Raw genomic sequence first — 20,438 nt, forward strand, 5'->3', positions numbered from 1 at the left:
TGTCATAATTAGTCATCGGATAAATGACAGGCCACTAAATGACCTTTTTCTATTTCTTTTAATTCAGGTTTTTCATTAAAGCATATATCTTTGCATTTTGTACATCTGGAATTAAAACTGCAGCCTGGCTGTATATCAGAAGGACTTGGCGGCTCACCTTTTATTATTTCTATTTCAGTATTTTCTCTTTCTTTAACAGAAAATACTGATGCTAAAAGTGCCTTTGTATATGGATGAACTGCAGCAGTAGTAAGTCTATCACTGTCAATTGTTTCAACAATACGCCCAAGATACATTACGATAATTCTATCACTTATGTTTCTAACTACTGCTAAGTCATGACATATAAAAATGTATGATAGTCCCTTTTCTTTTTTCAAATTTATAAGAAGCTTAAGCACCTGTTCCTGCACCGAAACATCTAACGCAGAAGTAGCTTCATCACATATTATAATTTCGGGTTCCAAAGATAGGGCTCTTGCTATTGCAACCCTTTGCTTTTGTCCTCCACTTAGCTGATGGGGATATCTGTTCATAAATTCATCACTAATCCCCACCATTTCAAGGAGTTTTTTCGTCTTCAATTCTGCATCAGCTTTATTCATAAGTTTAAAATTTAAAAGTGGCTCACTTATAATTTGTCCAATCCTCATACGGGGATTGAAGGATTCAGAAGGATCTTGAAATATCATCTGGAGCTTTCTTCGATTTTGTCTAAGTTCTTCCCCCTTCAACTTTGAAATATCTCTCTTATTATAAATAATCTCTCCTGAAGTCAAAGTTTCCAAATTGGTAATTACATTTGCTAAAGTACTTTTACCACAGCCACTTTCCCCAACTATCCCCAAACACTCTCCTGAATATAGTTCTAAACTTACATTATCAACTGCAGTTAACTTTTTTCCATCTTGCAAATCAAATCGCTTTACAACATTCTTTATTGTCAATATTGGTTCTTTCTCTTGAAGCAAGATTACATTCCTCCAATTCAGGTATTGCTGATAAGAGTTTTACAGTATATTGGCACTTTGGATTGTTTATCACCTCATCCTTATTTCCCCACTCAACCAATTCGCCACTTTGCATTACTCCTATTTTATCGCACATATAAGATGCTACTCCCATATTATGTGTAACTATTATTATGCTTGTATTGAAATTGTCTCTAAGCTCCATCATCTGCCTGACCACCTGTGCTTGTACCGTTACATCAAGTGCACTAGTTGGCTCATCTGCCAATAATATTTCTGGTTTCATAGTCATGGCTATGGCTATACCTACTCTTTGCTTCATGCCTCCACTAAGTTCAAAAGGATAAGAATTCATTATACGCTTTGTATCAGGAAGCCTCATTTTTGCAAGCATATTAACTGCTTTATCATATGCCTCAGCTTTTGAAATATTAAAATGACTTCTTATACTTTCAATAAATTGATTACCAACCTTTTTAATAGGAGTCAATGATCCTCCTGCATCCTGAAAAACAATAGCCATTCTATTCCCACGTATTTCTTGCCATTCTTTCTTAGAATACTTAAGAATATCTTTATCCTTATAAATTATATTTCCTGAAGAAATAACAGCTCCTTTAGGCAATATACCTAGTACGGCACGTATAAGTGTTGATTTTCCACTGCCGCTTTCCCCAACTATTCCTACTATCTCCTTACTTGCAATTGACATGTTTATATTTTTTACAACAGGTTCTTGCATACCGTATTTTACTGATAAATTATTTATACTTAAAATCTTTTGGCTTATCATTTTATGCTTACCTTATTATTTAATAAATAATAATCAACAGGATACATTGTCACTCCACTAACAGTGTTTTTACTAACTACATTAAGCATTGGAGTAACAAGAAATAAATTAGAGTTATCTTCTAACAATTTCTGCTGTACTTTTGTAGCAATATTGCTTCTTTCTTTAATATCTTTTTCAGTTTTAAGCTTATCAATAAGAGAATCTACCTCTGCATTACTATATTTGCCATAGTTTGCAGTTCCATCAGTTTTAAAGTATACTTCCAAGAATGACTGTGGGTCCCCTGAAGTAGCAGTATTTACACTATACAAGCACAAATCAAAGTTTCCACTTTTTAGTATCTGGGAAACATCCTCATAAGATTGCAACTTAGTGCCTATACCAATTTCTTTAAGGTTCGCCTGCATTGCTTGTGCAATTATTGGAAGCTCTGAACGAGTTGTGTAAAAAGATAAATTCAGTTCTAATTTTTTGCCATTTTTCTCTAGTATGCCATCCCCATCTGTATCTTTATATCCTGCATCGCTTAAAAGCTTAACTGCTGCTGCTTTATCATATTTATATCCTGTAAGGTTCTTATTTCCATAAGGCAGTGATTCTGGGAAAGGTCCAACTGCAGGCACAGCACTATTTTTAAGAAGTGTTTTAGCATAAGTATCTTTATCAACTGCTAAAGAAATAGCTTTACGTACTGCTGGATCTTTCAAGAACTCATTATTTAAATTTTCATAGGACATTATTATTCTTAAACTAGTTATTTTATCTATATTGTACTTAGATTTATCTTTGAATAATGACATATTATTACTTGGAATGTTTTGTGCTACATCGATTTCTCCTGATTGAAGCGCCATTGCACGAGTATTATCATCTTTAATATACTTAAAAGTTGCTTTATCTACCTTAGCTTTATCTCCCCAATAATCTTTATTTTTTTCTACTACTACATTTGAATTTGGAGTATATGATTTAACCTTAAAAGGGCCTGTGCACACTGGAGCTTTAGCAAAGGTGTCTGCTGAAGCACTTGCATCTACTATTATTGCTGAAGAATCTGCCATATTTGATAAAAATGCTTCACTTGAACTTTTAGTTTTTATAGTTATATCTTGTCCATCTGCAGTCATAGAATCAATAAGTAATATTTCTTTTGTTCTTGGATTCATTTTCAATGTTCTTTCAAGGGATGCTTTTACAGCCTGAGCAGTAACTGGTTTGCCATTATCAAATTTAACTCCTTTTCTAATGTGAAATTTCCAGGTTAAGTCATCTACTCTTTTCCAGAAGTCAGAAAGTAAGGGCTCTACTTGCATATTCTTATTAAGTTTTACCAAAGTTTCTCCTGCACCAAACATAGAAACAAACCAACCGTTCCATTCAGAAGCCGGGTCCAAATTACTTGGAAACTGATTTGTCCCAAATGTAATGCTTTTTTGCTTATCACTGCTGCCTTTATCAGCAGAATTTCCTCCTGTACAGGCCGAAAAGCTTGTACATAATAACACTGTTGTAAATATTAATGCTAATTTTCTTTTTAATTTAAATTTCATTTTTCTAATCTCCTTTAATATTCTTTATTAGGATCTAATATATCTCTTATGCTATCTCCCAGTAAATTAAATATCATCACAGTTATAAATATTGCAGCACCTGGATATATCATAAGTCCTGGTGAAGTCTGCATATAATTTCTGCCTTCGTTAAGCATGTATCCCCATTCAGGAGTTGGCGGCTGAGCCCCAAGGCCTAAAAATGAAAGAGATGATATTTCAAGCATCATAGTTCCTATGTCCATAGTAGCTATTACAATAAGTGATGGTATTATATTAGGTAATATATATTTTAAAATTATTTGATATTCTTTAGCACCTCCCATTTTAGCTCCTTTAATGTACTCCTTTTTTCTTACAGACATTACTAAACTTCGACTTACTCTTGCATATTTAACCCAATTCACTACAACTAAAGCTATAACAACATTCATGGAACTAGGTCCAAGCACTCCTGCAATAGCTATAGCAAAAATGATACCTGGAAAAGCAAGAAAAATATCAGAAAATCTCATTATAATTGTGTCAACAATACCCCCAAAATATGCGGCTATTGTTCCCAATGCTGTTCCAACTATAAATACTATTATAACTAGACAAAAAGTCATTTTTAGAGAAGTAGATGCTCCATATAACAATCTTGAAAGTAGGCATCTTCCAAGGTTGTCTGTACCTAATGGAAACTTACTGCTTCTACCTTGAAGTGCATTGGTCATATTTGTTTTAAGAGGATCATGCGGAGCTATGTAGTTTGCAGATAAACTTATTAAAATTAAAATTACCGCTAATATGCATAGAAATATAAATAATTTATTTTTCTTTATAAACATCCTAAAGTTTCCCATGTTAAGCCCTCTTTTCCAAACGGATCCTTGGATCTAGAAAATAATATGAAATGTCTACAATCATATTAATTATTACATATATAACCGTCATCCATACAACATATCCTTGTATTACTGGATAATCTCTGTTAAATATAGCTTCTACAGCTAATTTTCCAACTCCAGGCCAGGAAAAAATAGTCTCAACTATAGCTGTTCCTCCAAGTAAAGATCCTAGAGATAAACCTAGTAAAGTTACAATTGACAATAATGAACTCTTTAAAACGTGCCCAAATAGTATTGCTCTATCTTTAACCCCTCTAGCTCTAGCTCCAATTACATAATCCTGGGATATTTCTTCCAGTATAGCCGCCCTAAGCTGCCTTGTATATTTTGATGCCATTGCAATTGTCAAAGTAACTGCAGGTAATATAATACTTTTCCATCCTGTGTCACCTACAACCGGTAAAAGTTTAAATTTAATTGAAAATATATACATAAGTAATAATCCAACCCAAAATCCTGGCATAGATATTCCAAAAAAAGATATAATTCTAATTATATAATCTAATACCTTGTTTTTATGTAATGCTGACATAATACCCAAAGGCAGTGCTATAAATATCATCATAACAAGTGATGCACCTGCAAGCTTAAAAGTAGCTGGCAAAGTTGATAATATTAAATCTAACACAGGTCTGCTGTATTTATAGGAAGTGCCAAAGTTTCCTGTAAATACACCACCTAACCAATGTAAGTATTGAAATAAAAAAGGGTTATTTAGTCCTAATTCTTCTCTAACTTTTTGTACAAGTTCTGGAGAAGGGGTTACACCTGTTGCACTAAGCATCAAGAGTGCTGGATCACCTGGGGAAAAATATGTAAGTGCAAATGTTAAAAAAGTAATTCCAAATAAAACAGGTACTAAATGTAATAACCTTTTCATTATGTATTTTCGCAAATTATTTTTTTCACCCTTTCTTGAAAATGCTTCACAGCAATGACCTACAAAATAATTATTTGCAGGTCATTATAATATTACATACTTTTCTTAGCCTCTATGAGCATTTCATTAGACTTTTCCATAAATTCCACAGCTTTTTGTATAAATTCAGCTGTTTTCCCCTTGTCCATTGCTTTTGATTTTTCAGCCCAGTTTTTAAATTCACCTTCATGAGATCTGTTATGTTCAACCCAGTGATCCAACAATATCTTCAAAGTTTTTTCTTCTTTATCTAAATCTGAGCTGCAGCCTTTTAATTCTTCACCTGCAGCAGCATGATCATGGCTGTGTTCACATTTATCACCGCTGTGATTCTCAATATGATGGTATTTATATTCATGTTCTCCATTAAAAATCATAAATGTATTCACCCCCTTTCAGTCTTTTGTTGATTAATACTTACAAGCACATATACTAAACATAGGCGTTGTCCTATAAGCTACTTTTTCTTCTTCTGTATATATTTTATCTGAAATATCCTCTTCAATAATTATTTTTTTAAATCCACATTGATCAAGTACCCTTTTATCCCATTCAGGACGCAGTTCATACGTCAGCGGAAGGTTCCTTGCAATATCCTTACAATTTGATCTCTGTTTTTCATTGGTTTTACAATCATAGCCCATATCAATAGCCAATTTTATATCATTTGTATATTCTTGCTCAAGTTCAGGTTTTGCCAACCTCAAATACCAATTGGCATCAAAAATAAGTAATTTGCCGCTTTTTTTTAAAAGGCTAAACCAATTCTTATAAGCCTTTTCAGGTTCCTTTAAAGTCCATGTAACATTTCTATTTACTATTAAATCAAAGTTTTCTACAGGTAAGTTTAAATTTTCCACATCACCTTTCATAAATTTAACCTTTACTCCTGCCAACTGTGCATTGGATTTAGCTTCCTCAAGCATACTTGTGGAACAATCTACAGCAGTTACATCATATCCCATTTGCGACATGATTATTGCAAAAAAGCCAGGACCTGTACCTATATCTAATACCTTTACATTATCTCCCGCCTTATTTTTAATTATTTTACTCCAGGCTTCCTTTTTAAAACTGTTTATATCCTCACTTATCATTTCACTATATGTATTTGCCCGATTGTTCCAGTAATTTTCAATTTTTCCCATTAAGCCCCTCCTTGTGTAGAAAATTTTCTATTTTTATGTATATATTTATACATAGCAAATTTTATACCAGGCATATTAACCCTATATTTCGTGATTTAAGTTTAAAAAAGTCTCAAAATGATACAATAAAGTATTATTTTGAGACTTTTTATCATTATGAAACTATTACAGTACTTAATTGTAACCTAAATTATACTTCTTTTGTTCGGATTATCTATAGGAACTGAATTCAACAAGCTTTTGGTATAAGGATGTTTTATTTTATAATTTTCATTTGTATTGTCTATCACTTCAACTATACTTCCCCTATACATGACAAGAATTTTGCTGCATACATATTTTACTGCACTTATATCATGGGAAATAAAAAGTATTCCAGTACCCTCTAAATCATTCAGCTTTTTTATTAAATTGAGTATACAGGCTTGAGTGCACACATCTAAGCTGGATATTATCTCATCACATATTAAAAACTGGGGATTTAAAAGAAGTGCCCTGCATATGTTAATTCTCTGCCTCTCTCCTCCGCTTAAAGCACCAGGATATTTATATAGCAATTCCTCTTCCAAATTTACAAAAGAAATTATATCATTTATTTTAATTAACTTTTCCCCCCGTGATATATTAAAATGATTATCTAAAGGTTCCATAAGGGAATCTAAAATTTTCATGTTGGGATTTAAAGAAGTAAGAGTATCTTGAAATATTATCTGGCTTTTTCTTCTGAATTTCTTTAAGCCTCGCCTATTGTACTTCCATATATCCTCTCCGTTGAACTTAATAACACCTTCTGTAGGCTTTTCAAGTCTTATAAGGAGCCTGGAAAGTGTACTCTTGCCGCATCCACTTTCTCCCACAAGTCCTACAATTTGATTGGAATCCACTGAAAAGGAAACGTAATTTACAGCCTTTATGGTTTCATTTTTGCTTTTTACAAGTGATAACTTGGTTTTATATATCTTAGATAGATTTCTTGCCTCTACTAACATACTTCTGATTCCTTTCTATCAAAGGTTGCCTTTATAAGGGATATTGTATATTCATGTTTAGGATTGTTAAATATTTCAAACACATTTCCTTTTTCAACTAAATTGCCTTTTTGCATTACAAATACATAATCTGCAATTTCTGCCACAACTCCAAAATCATGTGTAATAATAAGTATAGTGGTATTGAATTTTTTTTGAATTAATTTAAATTGTTTTAATATTTCCTTTTGCGTAGTAACATCAAGAGCTGTTGTAGGCTCATCTGCTATTATAATATCCGGTTCCATAAAAATAGCTGCAGCTATCATCATTCTTTGCAGCATACCTCCACTTAACTGAAAAGGATACTGATTTAATATAACCTTTGGATTTTTTAAATTTAAGCTTTCAATTATAGTACAAATCTTATCATTGAATTTTTCTCTCGTAATATCCATGTTACTAGATATTAAATCATATAATTGATTTCCCATAGTTATGGATTGGTTAAAACAATTTATCGGATTTTGAAATATTGAAAAAATCTTTTTTCCCCTTATTTTTTTCATTTCACTATTATTTAATTTGGATATATTCCCATTGTTAAATACTATGCTGCCGTCTTCTATAAAGGCATTTTTAGGTAATACATTTATAATTGACATCACTGTCATGGTTTTACCGCTTCCGCTTTCACCTACGATACAAGTAACTTTACCCCTTTTTACTTGAAAGTCAATTCCTTTTACAACTTCTTTTATACTATTTTTAGTTTTAAATGCAACTTTCAAGTTTTTAACTTCTAAAATATTATCCATTTGATACCTCCATCTTTTAGTTAAAATTTTAGATATCAACTCTCAAATTAAATCAAGTTTAATTTAATTTTTATTTCACATTCCACTGTTCTACATTCCACAAAAAACCTGCTCCATGATGTCCAAGTACTTTTTCTCTAATCCCTGAAACCCTCTTGTTTACACCAAATAATGCTTTTAAATAAACTCCAAAATTATATGGTGGATCTTTTGCTAATTCTTCTTGAAACTCTGCATAACATTTTTTCCTCTCATTTTCATCCGATGTAGTTCTTGCTTTTTCTAGTGCTTCATCTACCTTTGGATTTGAGTATGAACCATAGTTGTCTCCACCATTTACTTCACTTGAGTGGAATAATTTAAACGTGTGATCATCAGCATCAAAAGGGCTCCCCCATCCAAGCACAAATGCATCACATTCAGCTATTTTTATAGCATTCCAATCAAGTGCCTCCACCTTTACTTCTGCGCCTATCTTTCTAAATTGTTCAGCAAGATATTCTGCCATTTTAACCCTAACCTCATCCGTTTTCGGGGCCGTTAAAGTGAATGCTAACTTTTTACCACCTTTTACTCTTACTCCATCATTTCCCCTTTTCCATCCAGCACTTTCTAAAAGACTATTAGCCTTATTTAAATTGTAAGAATATTTTTCTACATTAGGATTGTTAAACTTATTTATCTGAAGCGGTGAATAAGCCTCTGAACCATATCCTAATAATATTCCATTCACCATTCCTTTCCTATCTAATGCATAATTAAATGCCTGTCGTACATTTACATCTTTCCATATGTCTTTTTTCATGTTATACATCATACACCTATAGTCTGCTGTATCAACTTTATATACCTTAACATTGTTTAATTTTTCTACTTTACTAACCTGACTTGGCTCTAGATAAGCTACATCTATTTCTCCTGTCTGAAGTTGTATTGCTCTAACATTATAATCTGGTATAAATTTAACTACCAATTTATCTATATTGCCAGTTTTCCCATAATAGTCTTTAAATTTAACCAACGTAATATTACTTCCTTTTTCCCATTTAACAAATTTAAAAGGCCCTGCTCCTATAGGATTTTGATTAAATTTAGCGGTGTTTATATCTTGTCCACCAAAGCAATGTTTTGGAACTATTCCTACAGTAAGTTTATCTAATAGTGGTGGAAAAGGTTTTTTTAATATTACTTTAACTTCATAATCATTAACGGCCTGAACATCTTTTATTTCCTTATATTCTGGTTTTAATTCAGAATTTACTTTTTCATTCAATATACTTTTTAAAGTAAAAACTACATCTTCTGCCTTAACCTCTGTTTTATCATGAAATTTTATTCCCTTTTTTAATTTAAAATCATAGGTAAGTTTATCATTGGAAATAGTATATGATTCTGCTATTTCAGGTTTAGGAACATTATTTTCATCAAATTTCATTAGTCCTGTAAAAATTTGTTGATTAGTATAGCCTTCTGTTAATATTGGATTTAGTTTTTCATCTTCAAATTCTGCTCCATACACTAACGTTTTACCATTATTTGTTGAAGCTTTCTTAGTGTCTGTATTCTGTGCTGTACTTTGGCATCCTGTAAATACAACCGAAATGATAAGCATACAGCTTAGTACTATACTCACTACTTTTTTCTTATTCATTCCTAAATCCCCCTCTATACATAAGTAACTTTCTTTTTCAAATGTTCACCAATAAAATTGATGCAAAGCATTGAAATTACTATAGTAATTCCCGGGAATACAGCTACCCACCAGGCTCCTGTCATTATGTCATTTTGAGCATTGTTTAACATGTTTCCCCAGGATGGAGTTCCTGGAGGCACTCCTATCCCAAGGAAACTCATTGAAACTTCCATAAATATTGACTGCGCACAAGTTAAAGTGGCTATTACTATAATTGCAGGCATACTATTTAAAAGCATATGCTTTATGATTATTTTCCAAAGTGGTGTAGACATTGCTATGGCAGACTTTACAAAGTTTTTATCTCTAAGTTCTATAAACTGTGATCTCACTATTCTAGCCGTAGGAATCCATGCAGTACATCCAATTACAAGTATAATACTCACAATTCCTCCCCTTATTATTGTCTGTAATGCCAGCATTATAATAAGGGTTGGTACAGCTAAAAATATATCTAAAATTCTCATCATAAAATTATCAATTTTGCCACCTGAATATCCACTTATTCCTCCATATATAATTCCTATGGTAGTGGATATAATTACTGATATAAAACCTACACTGAGCGATACTCTTCCGCCATAAAGTACCCTTGAGAACACATCTCTCCCCATGGCATCCGTTCCCATTATATGACCATCTCCCGGTCTTTGCAGTACATTGCCAAGTTTCACTTCTACAGGATTGTACTTTGATATAAATGGAGCAAATATGGAGGCTAATACTATGACGCAGAGAAGGATAACCCATATTAGATACCTTTTATTTTTTTTCATATATTACACCTGCTTCCTGAGAGAAGGATTTACAACTAGCTGCAGTATATCCGTGATCATTATGGATATAACTACAAGTATACCTGTCATAAATATAGCACCCATGAGAAGCGGGTAATCCTTTGAATTAGCTGCTTTAACATTCAACATTCCAAGTCCCGGCCAGGAAAACACGGTTTCTATTACAACAGACCCGCCAAAGAAGCTTGGTATAGTTATGCCCAAATAATTCATAAATGGTACCAATGCATTTTTTACAATACCCTTCATTATTTTTCTGTCATCCATTCCATTTGCTTTTGCTGCTATTACATAATGACTGTTTACTTCTTCTTTAACTTTTTCTTGTACAAACCTGGCATAAGCTCCTGCATGGGCAATTACAAGTACTGATACAGGCATAATATAATACTTTAAATTAGAAAATAACCCTCCGCTACCATTTATATTTTTATTTCCTGCAGATGGCAGCCATCCCAAACATACGGAAAACAAAATTATAAATACAAGAGCAAGCCAAAAAGAAGGTATGGAATAAAAAAACACACTCATACCGCTTACGAATTTGTCCCAAAAGGAATTTTCATTAAACCCTGCCTTTAACCCTAGCAAAAGGGAACATACAAGTATAAGACTTATGGTCCACGAAACTAATTTAAGTGTATTTGGTATTTTCTCTTTTAATATTGCAGTTACTTCTCTTCCTTCAACATAGGATACGCCAAGGTTTCCCCTGGCTACCCCCTTAACCCATTTAATATATCTTTCAGTTACAGGTTTATTGGCTCCATAGTTTTCATTTATCCTATTTCTCTCTTCTGTAGTCAACCTATCAGCCAAATCACCATACAAAGCTGTTGCCGGATCTCCCGGTGCAACATTTATAATAGCGAAACTTATTATACTAAGGCAGAATATAACCAGAAATCCCTGAATTATCCTTCTAACTACAAACCTAGATATCATTTAATATTCCACTCCTCAACATTCCACAAAAATCCTTCTCCATGATGTCCTAAAACTCTTTTAGGTGTATATCCAGATATATTTTTGTCAATGCCATAAAGTGCAGTCAAATACACATCCATACTAAATGCTGGGTCTTCTGCTACTACCTTTTGAAACTCATCATAATATTTTCTTCTCTGATTATCATCAGAAGTAGTTCTTGCCTTTTCAAGTAAATCATCTACTTGAGGATTTGAATAGTCCCCAAAATTAAATCCGCTTCCCTTTTCAAATTGATCTGATCTAAATATTTTATACGTATGATCATCTGCATCAAAAGGACTTCCCCATCCTAGTACAAAAGCTTCTGTATCTTTTATTTTTTCAGCTTTAGGGTCTCTTGCATCAACTTTTATATCAAATCCAGCTTTTTTGGCTTGTGAAGATACATATTCTGCAATTTTAACCCTAACCTCATCATTGTTCCTGGCAAATAAGGTAAATTGAAGTTTTTGCCCATCTTTTTCTCTTATTCCATCTGCTCCTTTTTTCCATCCTGACTGCTCTAAAAGTTGATTTGCTTTATCCAAATTATACTCATACTTTTCTACATTAGGATTGTTGTATTTATTTAATTGAAGTGGTGAATAAGCTGCTTCGCCATATCCTAGGAGTATTCCTTTTACTATGCCCTGTTTATCTGTAGCATAATTAAGTGCCTTTCTAACATTTACATCTTTAAACATAGGTTTTGTCCTAAAATTAAACATTATGCCTCTATAATCTGCTGTAGGTGCTTTACAAATTGTTACTTTACTGTTTTTCTCAAGTTTTGCAACCTCAGAAGGTGCAACTGGAGCTATATTAACTTCTCCTGTTTGAAGCTGCATGGCTCTTACATTAGCATCAGGTAGAAACTTAAATATTATCTTATCTATATTTCCAGTTTTTCCATAATAATATTTAGATTTTGTTAAAATCAAATTGCTTCCCTTATTCCATTTCTCAACCTTAAAAGGACCTGCTCCTATAGGTTTTACATTAAAATCTGCAGTATTTACATCTTTTCCTTCCAAACAATGCTTTGGAACCAATCCTACTGTCATTTTATCCAAAAATGCTGGAAAAACTTTTGAAAGAGTTATCTTAACTTCATAATCATTAACTTTCTGAATATCTTTTACATTTTCAAATTCAGGCTTCAATTCTGAATTTACTTTGTCATTTAATATAGTTTTTATAGTAAATACCACATCATCTGCCTTAATTTCTGTTCCATCTTGAAATTTAATTCCCTTTTTAAGTATAAAATCATAAGTTAACTTATCCTTAGATATTGTATAAGATTTAGCAATTTCAGGTTTTGGAACATTATTTTCATCAAATTTCATAAGCCCTCTAAAAACTAAATCTGTAGCAAATGCATGTGATGCTGTTAATACTGAATTTATTTTTTCATCTTCAAATTCAGCTCCATAAACAAGTGTCTTCCCTTTTTCTTCATTAGATTGATTTGAAGTAGCTGTTGAATTTCCACAGCCTGTAAAGGCCATAGTTATAAGCATTACAAAACAAACTACTATTCCTAAGTATTTTTTCAACCTTATCCCCCCTAAATTATAGTAATATTGGTTAATTTGTCACATTAAAATTATGCAGCAATATTTATGCCAAATTGACACTATGCAGTAATATTTTTGATATTAGTGAAAATATTATCAAATAATACAGTTTTCTAAACAAAATCCATACTCATTCTGGGAAATATTTTCAAAAGCAATACCAAAAAATAAACTATAATATCATTCTGATATTATTTTGTTTCATAATGATATTATAGTTTCATTCTGATAAAGTATACTTAAGTTATATTTAACTCAACTTTCAACTTTACTGCTGTACAAATCTAAGTCTATGCCATATTTGTTTATTTTTCTATATATAGTAGCCTTGCCTATTTGTAATAATCTAGACGCTTTCATAGCGTTTCCCTTACAATATTGAAGTGCATTTCGTATACATTTCTCTTCTACTATTTCTAAAGGCAATATTTGTTTTAGAGAATCATTATTTATTGGCATTTCAACTTTCACGTTCTTGCCCATAAGATACTTTGGAGTTATCATAGTTTCCTCACAGAGATAATAAGACCTTTCTACCACATTTCTAAGTTCTCTTGTATTTCCCTCAAAATTATACATCTTCAACTTTTCTATATAGGATGGATTTATATACTTAGGATCACACGGATTTTTAGTATTAAGCTGGCTTACAAAATACTGTGCTAAAAGTTCTATATCTTCCTTTCTATCTCTTAAAGGAATAAGATGGATATTCATAACATTAAGTCTGTAATAAAGGTCTCCTCTAAAATTTTTGTTTTTCACTTCATCTTTAAGCATTCTATTTGTTGCTGCAATCACCCTTACATCAATAGACTTTTCATAATTGCCACCTACTCTAACTATTTTAAGATTGTCCAGTACTCTCAAAAGCTTGGACTGAATATCCAGTGGGAGTTCTCCTATTTCATCTAAAAATATTGTACCTCCATCCGCTAATTCAAATTTCCCTGGATTTCCTCCTTTTGATGCACCTGTAAAGGCACCCTTTTCATATCCAAATAGTTCACTTTCCACTAATTCTCGGGGAATTGCAGCACAGTTTACAGCTACAAAAGGTCCTCTGCTTCTATTACTGTAATTATGAATAGATTGAGCAAATACTTCTTTTCCCGTACCGCTTTCACCTTCTATAAGTATATTGCAGTTTGTTTTTGCCGCTTTTTTAGCCAATTTTACAACAGTTTGTTCTCTTTCATTTTTAGTAATAACATCATCAAAAGTAAAAGAAGCTTTATATCCAACTACATTGTTTACCATTTTATGTAGATCTTTAGTATCTCTAAGTGCAAGTACTAATCCTATAATTCTCCCTCTCAATTTTACAGGAACCAAATTTATAACACATCTTATCTTATTGCTATTTATATAAAAGCTGCAGTCCTGGGCTTGTTTACTTTCACCAGTAAGCACTACATTTTTCAATAAATCATCCTTTAATATATCATTTAAATAAGTTGTATATAATGTTTCTTCTTTCACTCCCAATATCTTAACGGTTGTTATATTTACTTTTTTTATTAAAAGATTTTCATCCGTAATTATGAGGCCATCATAGCAGCAATCAAATATAGCCTGAAGTACAAAAGATGATATATCGTATTCTAGTATGCTGTCCATATCAATTCTGCACATATTATTTACATCTTCTAAAAAGTCTGTGTCTTCCAATTTATAAACTTCCTTTCCAATATTTAAAATTTTGAGAATAAGTTAAAGGAACTAGTATTATTATGATATAAAAATATCAGTATTATTATAATGATACTGATATTTTTATCATAATGATACTGTTTTAAAGCAGCTTATTGATATCTCAATAATAATTAACTGGCATAAAAAATGCTTTAATAAAACAATGAATATATGTTTGAAAAACATTTTAATAGCCCTTAAAACTAAAACTCTTTAAACACTATTTCTAATTAAAAATAATTCAGCACATCTAATCCACTGTGCTGAATTATTTTTGTAAAAATTTATCATAAAAATTAAAACTTCTTACCCACATATATGTAAAATTCGCTATCATCTTGTGTATAACTAGAAATAAATCCTCTTTTTTCTCCAAACTCAGCTAATTTGCCTACATCTACAAGTGCATTGGAATCTAACTTGTCTTCTATTTTACTGTGACGTAAATTTATTACGTCTTTACTTTCTACATGGGCTATGACAAGCTTTCCTCCTGTTTTTAATAAGCTATAAGATTTTTCAAAGAACTTTTCCTTATTTTTAAAGTGAGGATAGCATGAATAAGCCACTATGCAATCATAACTTTTGCTGCTCTCATATTGAAAAAAATCAGCTACCTGGAAATTTAAATTTGGGTACTTATTCTTTCTTTTAGAAACTTGTATCATATTTCCTGCAATGTCAAGTGCAGTTATGCTGCCACTTTTTCCTACTTTTTTCTCCAGATAAGGTATTACTATTCCTGTTCCGCTTCCTATATCCAATACTTTCTTTCCTTCAGCAAGACCTATGCTTTCAATTACGTGATCCACCTTTTCTCTTGGATGGCAGCACATCGTATCCCATTTTTCAGCTACTTCATTAAAAAATTCTTTATCTTGCATTTTTCATTCCCACCTTACCAACATTTTTTTCAAGTATATTTACTATAATTGGTATAAATATAAGCTGTATTATTATTCCCGGAATTCCTGTAATAAATAGTCCTGAAACTACAGATATAAAATTGAATGGCCTAGTCATAATAATATGAAGTATTAAAAAAGTTCCAATCATGCTTACTATTCTACCACCTATCATCCCTAAAATTAAGGATGTATATATTTTAAATTTAAATTTATTATATAAAACAGATATTAAAAATGCATATGCAGCTAGCTCCACTATCATCACATATAAGTATGGTATTGGCGGCATACCTGTAAACAGTGAGCTCAACGCTGGAGCTACTATTCCTACCATAACTGAATATTTAGGTTCAAGTAAAAAACCTGCAATTAACACTGGAATGTGCATTGGTAAAAAAATGCTTCCTGCATTATTTATACCATGAAAAAAATATGGTAATATCAATGCTATTGCTACAAGTACCGCAGCTCTTACTAATTGTACTACATCTTTATTCTTTGTCATTTTAAAACCCCCATTAATAGTTATAATATTATTAACAAAGCAATTTTTGTGCCAACTTTTGCAATAAGTTTACTTAACTGTTAAATTTCCATATAAAGCTATATTTGTAGTAAAATTTTGTAATATTTATATTTGAAAATATAATTCAATTTCAAAATAGATTTACTAGCTTTTTTACTGTAATTGGAGCACTTGCCGATAAAACTACATAACCTGCTTTTATAAAAATAATAGTAAAAAATCTATGTAAAGATTGAACTTACTCACACAGATCACATTTTGATAACATATCAAGCAGTGTAGTATCATTATGATAAAATTAGAAGTTTATTATCATTATGATACTACTTTTTTATCATTATGATAATAAGCTAAAATAATATATTGACATTTCAACCATACTCAATTGGCACAAAAAATGCTTGAATTAAAATAGTGAATATATGTTTGAAAAAACATTTTAATAACCCTTAAACACTTAAACACTTAAACACTTAAACCCTTAAATGTTATTTCTAATTAAAAATACTTCAGCACATCTAATCCACTGTGCTGAAGTATTTTTATTCGATGATCTTTTCTCCAGGCGACTTACTCCAATTTTGTTTAACGTTTTCAATCCATGTATCAAATACAGGCTGAAAAACAGGTACATTTAACTTTTTTAATAAATTTACTTTCTCTAAATCAACTTCTTCTCCAATATAATCACTGCTTTTAGATCTGGACATCAAAAAGAAAGAGGTCATCTTTATTAAACCATCAATAATAAGCTGGCCTTCTTTATCGAAAAAATAATCTTTTACTATATCACCTGCATCCCTAGTGCCAAGTTTATTATCTTTTAATGAATAACAGAATACAGGGATTACATTGTATCCCTTCTCTTCTAAAAACCTTATAATTCTATTTTCCGTATTTATATTATTGTTTACCCAGTTGACTCTAGATATAATCATTCCTATTGTAGGAACACCTTTAACTTTGTAGTACCATTTAAAATAGTCATCCAAATTAGGGAAAAATCTTTTTGCATCAGGATGATAAATTCCTTCCCATGGAAGTTTAAGCGGTTCCTTATATTTTAAATTTAATCCTAACACTTTAGAACATACATAATAAATCATTCTAGTAAAATTTTCTGTTCCCCCATAAACTATGTAAGTCTGACATTTAGCCACTACTTTCATATTCACATTGGAAAGTGACCAAAGTATTGAATCACTAGCATTACATATAACAGGAACATTAATATTTCTAATTTTTTGCTCTATTTCATCCCATACTTGCTCAGAAGATCTATATAACATAATTAAGTCTGATTCTTCCATATTTTTAAGTGCCTGTATTAAGTCTTCCTTTCCTTCATTTAAAAGCCTAGCTGAATAAACCCTAATATCCAATAAATCCTTTACATTTAACCTAGCTTTTTTCATAACATTAGCATAAGTATTCCACATTATTACAGTAATTCTTTTTATATGCATATTTCCTCACCTTTTCTCAAACTTATTTAATTGTGAATATGTACACGATTATATGCACTTTTATCAAGCATTTTTTATGCCAATATTCCTACAATAAATAAAAATACTTCAGCACATCTTAATCCACTGTGCTGAAGTATTTTATAATTATTTAACATGCAATACTATACTGGATATCAAAAATCTTTGTTCTTTACCATATCAGCCTGCATCTCTATAACCTTTTTATCTGTAAGAGGAAATACCAAAAGTGCTATAATACATACAACTGACAAGACAGCAGGTATGCCACTCATTAATAATCTAATTCCATTAACTGCATGTGGTGTTATATTGCTTTTTTGAAAACCAACTGCAACAAGCCCAAAACCAAGAACAGCACTTCCTATAGTTGTACCTATCTTTGGTACAAGTGAAAACAATGTCATCATGAAAGGCTTCAAGTCCTTGCCAGTTTTCCACTTAGTATAGTCGACAATGTTTGAGTATAAGGCAGATTCGCTTGCATGTGAAAATGAATAGCCTATATATCCAAGACACATAATAACTGTAAAGGATATACCTGTTTTTCCAAAGAAGTAGGCAGATCCAAGACACAATCCATATATCGCCATACCCAAAATGTACATATTACGTGAACCTTTTGCTAGTCTACTTATAAAGGGAGTAATGAAGGAACCAAAAATCATTAGAAATGTACTTAAAGATAAAAATGTAGTAAGCATTAATTTACTACCAGTTACATACGTATAATAATATGCCGCAAGTCCTGTAATAATGAAGTAAATTGTACCTTTACATGATGCACCAAGAAGATAAAGAAGAAAAGGCTTTGAAATTGTATATTTTATCATTTCCCATATTGATGCGTCATATTGATCTTTAACTTTTCCAGATTTATCTTCTAATGGTGTAATAACATCATACTCTTTTGCCGCAAAGAACAGCTGAAAAAAGCCTAAAAAAGCCATGACACTAAGTAATAATGCAAACATGGAATAACCGGTGGCCTCACTATTTTTCCCTAAAAACGCTATCAATCCAACACTGGTTAAACTAAATAAAAATTTCCCAGCTGAATTGCACATTACACGACAAGCTGAATATGAAACTCTCTCATCAGGAGTCTTAGCCATAAGAGGTAGTATACCCATAAAGGCCGAGTAAGCCAAATTGAAAAATACATATCCAAGAATGTAAGTACCAGCAAACCATATTGCCCTACCTGATGCAGTAAGGCCTAAATCTGTGAAGCTTAACCAACGAAATAAAGCAGCAAGTACACCACCAATAATTAACCACGGGCGGAATTTGCCACCCCTTAACCTGCCTTTTTGCAGTACTATACCACATATAGGTATTGAAATCATATCAACAATACTGCTAAAAGTTAAAATTGTTGCCATTATTGCTGTTTCAACCCCAACTGCAGAAGTTAAAAATATTGCCCAGTAAGTAGTAGTTAACATTGTCATCATTGTTGTAAAACCATTTGTTACACCATAACGCAAAGATTTGACAGTATAAACGGACTTCTTTTTTTTCATAATATAACCTTCTCTATTTGCCTAGTGTTGCCAATACAACAGCTTCTACGTTCTTACGCTTTGCATTTGGTGGAACACTGCAACCTGAATTCATAATAAAGCCACCATCATCTTTAAATAATTCTACAAGATCTTTTGCATAATTGTAACAGTCTTCAGGTGTACCAACAGATGTAAGTGCCGGAGGTACGTTACCTGTAATACACATCTTATCTCCAAGTATTTCTTTAATTTTACGAATATCGGTTATATGGTCAGGATCCCATACACATGAAGCTTTAGGAAATTCTCCAAAATAGTGTAAAAACAATTCCCAATTGCCATCCATGTGCAGCCAGGCTTTTACATTTTTTTTATGCATCATAGGTACTAACTTTCTGTAATATGAAAAGTAGAATTTTTCAAAAACTTTTGATGATATGAAGTCACAACCTGCACGAGTTCCTCCAATAAAACCATATACACCAGGTATGGCATCTATCAATTTAGCTGATTCTTCTACACATTCATCCTCTACAACATCTAAAGCAGCTCTTACTTTATCTGGAATACGATACAAATCTCTAAAAAACTTAGGCAATTTACGCGCACCACTTAAAACTTCAAAAGGTGGAAAAGGTAGCATTCCCCCTGCCCTCCCAATGTTTTGTTTACCAAGAGCTGCTACTTTTACTTGCAGATCCTTGGCATAATTCATATCTGGTTTTGGCAGTACATCAGGATCAAATCCAATTCTTTTTAATAATTCCTGTTTTAAATAATTCCAACCTTTATTTATGATAATATCATAGTCCTCTTCAGTCATCGGTCCCTGTTCACTAATTTGCCAGAGTGCATTTTCGGGCAATTCACGACCAGGTACTTTCATTTTTGCAAACCACTTAGCTGCAAAACTTTGATGTTTAGTTTCCGCTGGCATTCCAAGGGAAACCATTGGTGGTGAATCTATTTCTTTCAGTATAGGAAGCTTTGCAGCCTTTATAAGATTTTCATCTACCAACCTAGGTCTTCTCCAGAAATCAGCTATAACCATTGTCGGATCTATAAAATTGTAATAACAGTGTCCAGAAAACAATATTGGAATTCTATCTGGCTTTTCCATATTCAGAGCAGCCATCATTCTTTTATTACATATCTCAGTCATTTCTTGTGGATTCATTTTATTACACCCCCAAATTTAAATCTATTTTAAAATAG

General features: G+C 32.0%; 19 protein-coding genes. All 19 read right to left on the reverse strand.

Annotation, left to right across the window (positions count from 1 at the left end; genetic code table 11):
• Positions 1 to 8: 8 nt before the first annotated feature.
• On the reverse strand, positions 9 to 971 hold the full coding sequence (locus DMR38_RS11685) for an ABC transporter ATP-binding protein (protein WP_127721484.1): 963 nt from the start codon (positions 969 to 971) through the stop codon (positions 9 to 11).
• Positions 916 to 1,764 (reverse strand): ABC transporter ATP-binding protein, encoded by an 849-nt coding sequence (locus DMR38_RS11690; protein ID WP_127721485.1) that lies wholly within the window; start codon positions 1,762 to 1,764, stop codon positions 916 to 918. The genes DMR38_RS11685 and DMR38_RS11690 overlap by 56 nt, the downstream gene beginning before the upstream one ends.
• Positions 1,761 to 3,317 (reverse strand): ABC transporter substrate-binding protein, encoded by a 1,557-nt coding sequence (locus DMR38_RS11695; RefSeq protein WP_127721486.1) that lies wholly within the window; start codon positions 3,315 to 3,317, stop codon positions 1,761 to 1,763. Before DMR38_RS11695 ends, DMR38_RS11690 begins: the two co-directional genes overlap by 4 nt.
• Positions 3,318 to 3,331: 14 nt before the next feature.
• Positions 3,332 to 4,162, reverse strand: a complete 831-nt coding sequence (nikC, locus tag DMR38_RS11700; protein WP_127721487.1) for a nickel transporter permease — start codon at positions 4,160 to 4,162, stop codon at positions 3,332 to 3,334.
• A gap of 1 nt (position 4,163) precedes the next feature.
• Positions 4,164 to 5,102: a nickel ABC transporter permease gene (gene nikB, locus DMR38_RS11705; RefSeq protein ID WP_127721488.1), complete on the reverse strand. Its 939-nt coding sequence runs from the start codon at positions 5,100 to 5,102 to the stop codon at positions 4,164 to 4,166.
• A 77-nt stretch (positions 5,103 to 5,179) separates the two neighbouring features.
• On the reverse strand, positions 5,180 to 5,503 hold the full coding sequence (locus DMR38_RS11710; RefSeq protein ID WP_127721489.1) for a hypothetical protein: 324 nt from the start codon (positions 5,501 to 5,503) through the stop codon (positions 5,180 to 5,182).
• 33 nt (positions 5,504 to 5,536) lie between these two features.
• On the reverse strand, positions 5,537 to 6,274 hold the full coding sequence (locus tag DMR38_RS11715) for a class I SAM-dependent methyltransferase (RefSeq protein ID WP_127721490.1): 738 nt from the start codon (positions 6,272 to 6,274) through the stop codon (positions 5,537 to 5,539).
• Between the two features lie 185 nt (positions 6,275 to 6,459).
• Positions 6,460 to 7,263, reverse strand: coding sequence for an ATP-binding cassette domain-containing protein (locus DMR38_RS11720; protein ID WP_127721491.1), 804 nt, complete (start codon positions 7,261 to 7,263; stop codon positions 6,460 to 6,462).
• Positions 7,257 to 8,060: an ABC transporter ATP-binding protein gene (locus DMR38_RS11725; protein ID WP_127721492.1), complete on the reverse strand. Its 804-nt coding sequence runs from the start codon at positions 8,058 to 8,060 to the stop codon at positions 7,257 to 7,259. The genes DMR38_RS11720 and DMR38_RS11725 overlap by 7 nt, the downstream gene beginning before the upstream one ends.
• Before the next feature lie 70 nt (positions 8,061 to 8,130).
• Positions 8,131 to 9,711 (reverse strand): ABC transporter substrate-binding protein, encoded by a 1,581-nt coding sequence (locus DMR38_RS11730; RefSeq protein ID WP_127721493.1) that lies wholly within the window; start codon positions 9,709 to 9,711, stop codon positions 8,131 to 8,133.
• 14 nt (positions 9,712 to 9,725) lie between these two features.
• Positions 9,726 to 10,529, reverse strand: a complete 804-nt coding sequence (locus DMR38_RS11735) for an ABC transporter permease (RefSeq protein WP_127721494.1) — start codon at positions 10,527 to 10,529, stop codon at positions 9,726 to 9,728.
• Positions 10,530 to 10,532: 3 nt separating this feature from the next.
• Positions 10,533 to 11,495: an ABC transporter permease gene (locus tag DMR38_RS11740; protein WP_127721495.1), complete on the reverse strand. Its 963-nt coding sequence runs from the start codon at positions 11,493 to 11,495 to the stop codon at positions 10,533 to 10,535.
• The gene (locus DMR38_RS11745; RefSeq protein ID WP_175413128.1) at positions 11,492 to 13,042 is read right to left on the reverse strand and encodes an ABC transporter substrate-binding protein; all 1,551 of its coding nucleotides are present in this window, start codon (positions 13,040 to 13,042) and stop codon (positions 11,492 to 11,494) included. Before DMR38_RS11745 ends, DMR38_RS11740 begins: the two co-directional genes overlap by 4 nt.
• A 312-nt stretch (positions 13,043 to 13,354) precedes the next feature.
• Positions 13,355 to 14,734 (reverse strand): sigma 54-interacting transcriptional regulator, encoded by a 1,380-nt coding sequence (locus DMR38_RS11750; RefSeq protein WP_175413129.1) that lies wholly within the window; start codon positions 14,732 to 14,734, stop codon positions 13,355 to 13,357.
• Between the two features lie 356 nt (positions 14,735 to 15,090).
• The gene (locus DMR38_RS11755) at positions 15,091 to 15,678 is read right to left on the reverse strand and encodes a class I SAM-dependent methyltransferase (protein ID WP_127721498.1); all 588 of its coding nucleotides are present in this window, start codon (positions 15,676 to 15,678) and stop codon (positions 15,091 to 15,093) included.
• A complete protein-coding gene (locus tag DMR38_RS11760; protein ID WP_127721499.1) occupies positions 15,668 to 16,207 on the reverse strand; it encodes an ECF transporter S component in 540 nt (179 codons plus the stop codon). The genes DMR38_RS11755 and DMR38_RS11760 overlap by 11 nt, the downstream gene beginning before the upstream one ends.
• Before the next feature lie 563 nt (positions 16,208 to 16,770).
• Positions 16,771 to 17,694, reverse strand: coding sequence for a cobaltochelatase subunit CobN (locus DMR38_RS11765; protein ID WP_127721500.1), 924 nt, complete (start codon positions 17,692 to 17,694; stop codon positions 16,771 to 16,773).
• A 176-nt stretch (positions 17,695 to 17,870) separates the two neighbouring features.
• Positions 17,871 to 19,241: an MFS transporter gene (locus DMR38_RS11770; protein ID WP_127721501.1), complete on the reverse strand. Its 1,371-nt coding sequence runs from the start codon at positions 19,239 to 19,241 to the stop codon at positions 17,871 to 17,873.
• A 13-nt stretch (positions 19,242 to 19,254) separates the two neighbouring features.
• The gene (locus DMR38_RS11775; protein WP_127721502.1) at positions 19,255 to 20,400 is read right to left on the reverse strand and encodes a uroporphyrinogen decarboxylase family protein; all 1,146 of its coding nucleotides are present in this window, start codon (positions 20,398 to 20,400) and stop codon (positions 19,255 to 19,257) included.
• Positions 20,401 to 20,438 lie beyond the last annotated feature (38 nt).

Source organism: Clostridium sp. AWRP (assembly GCF_004006395.2).
GTDB lineage: Bacteria > Bacillota > Clostridia > Clostridiales > Clostridiaceae > Clostridium_B.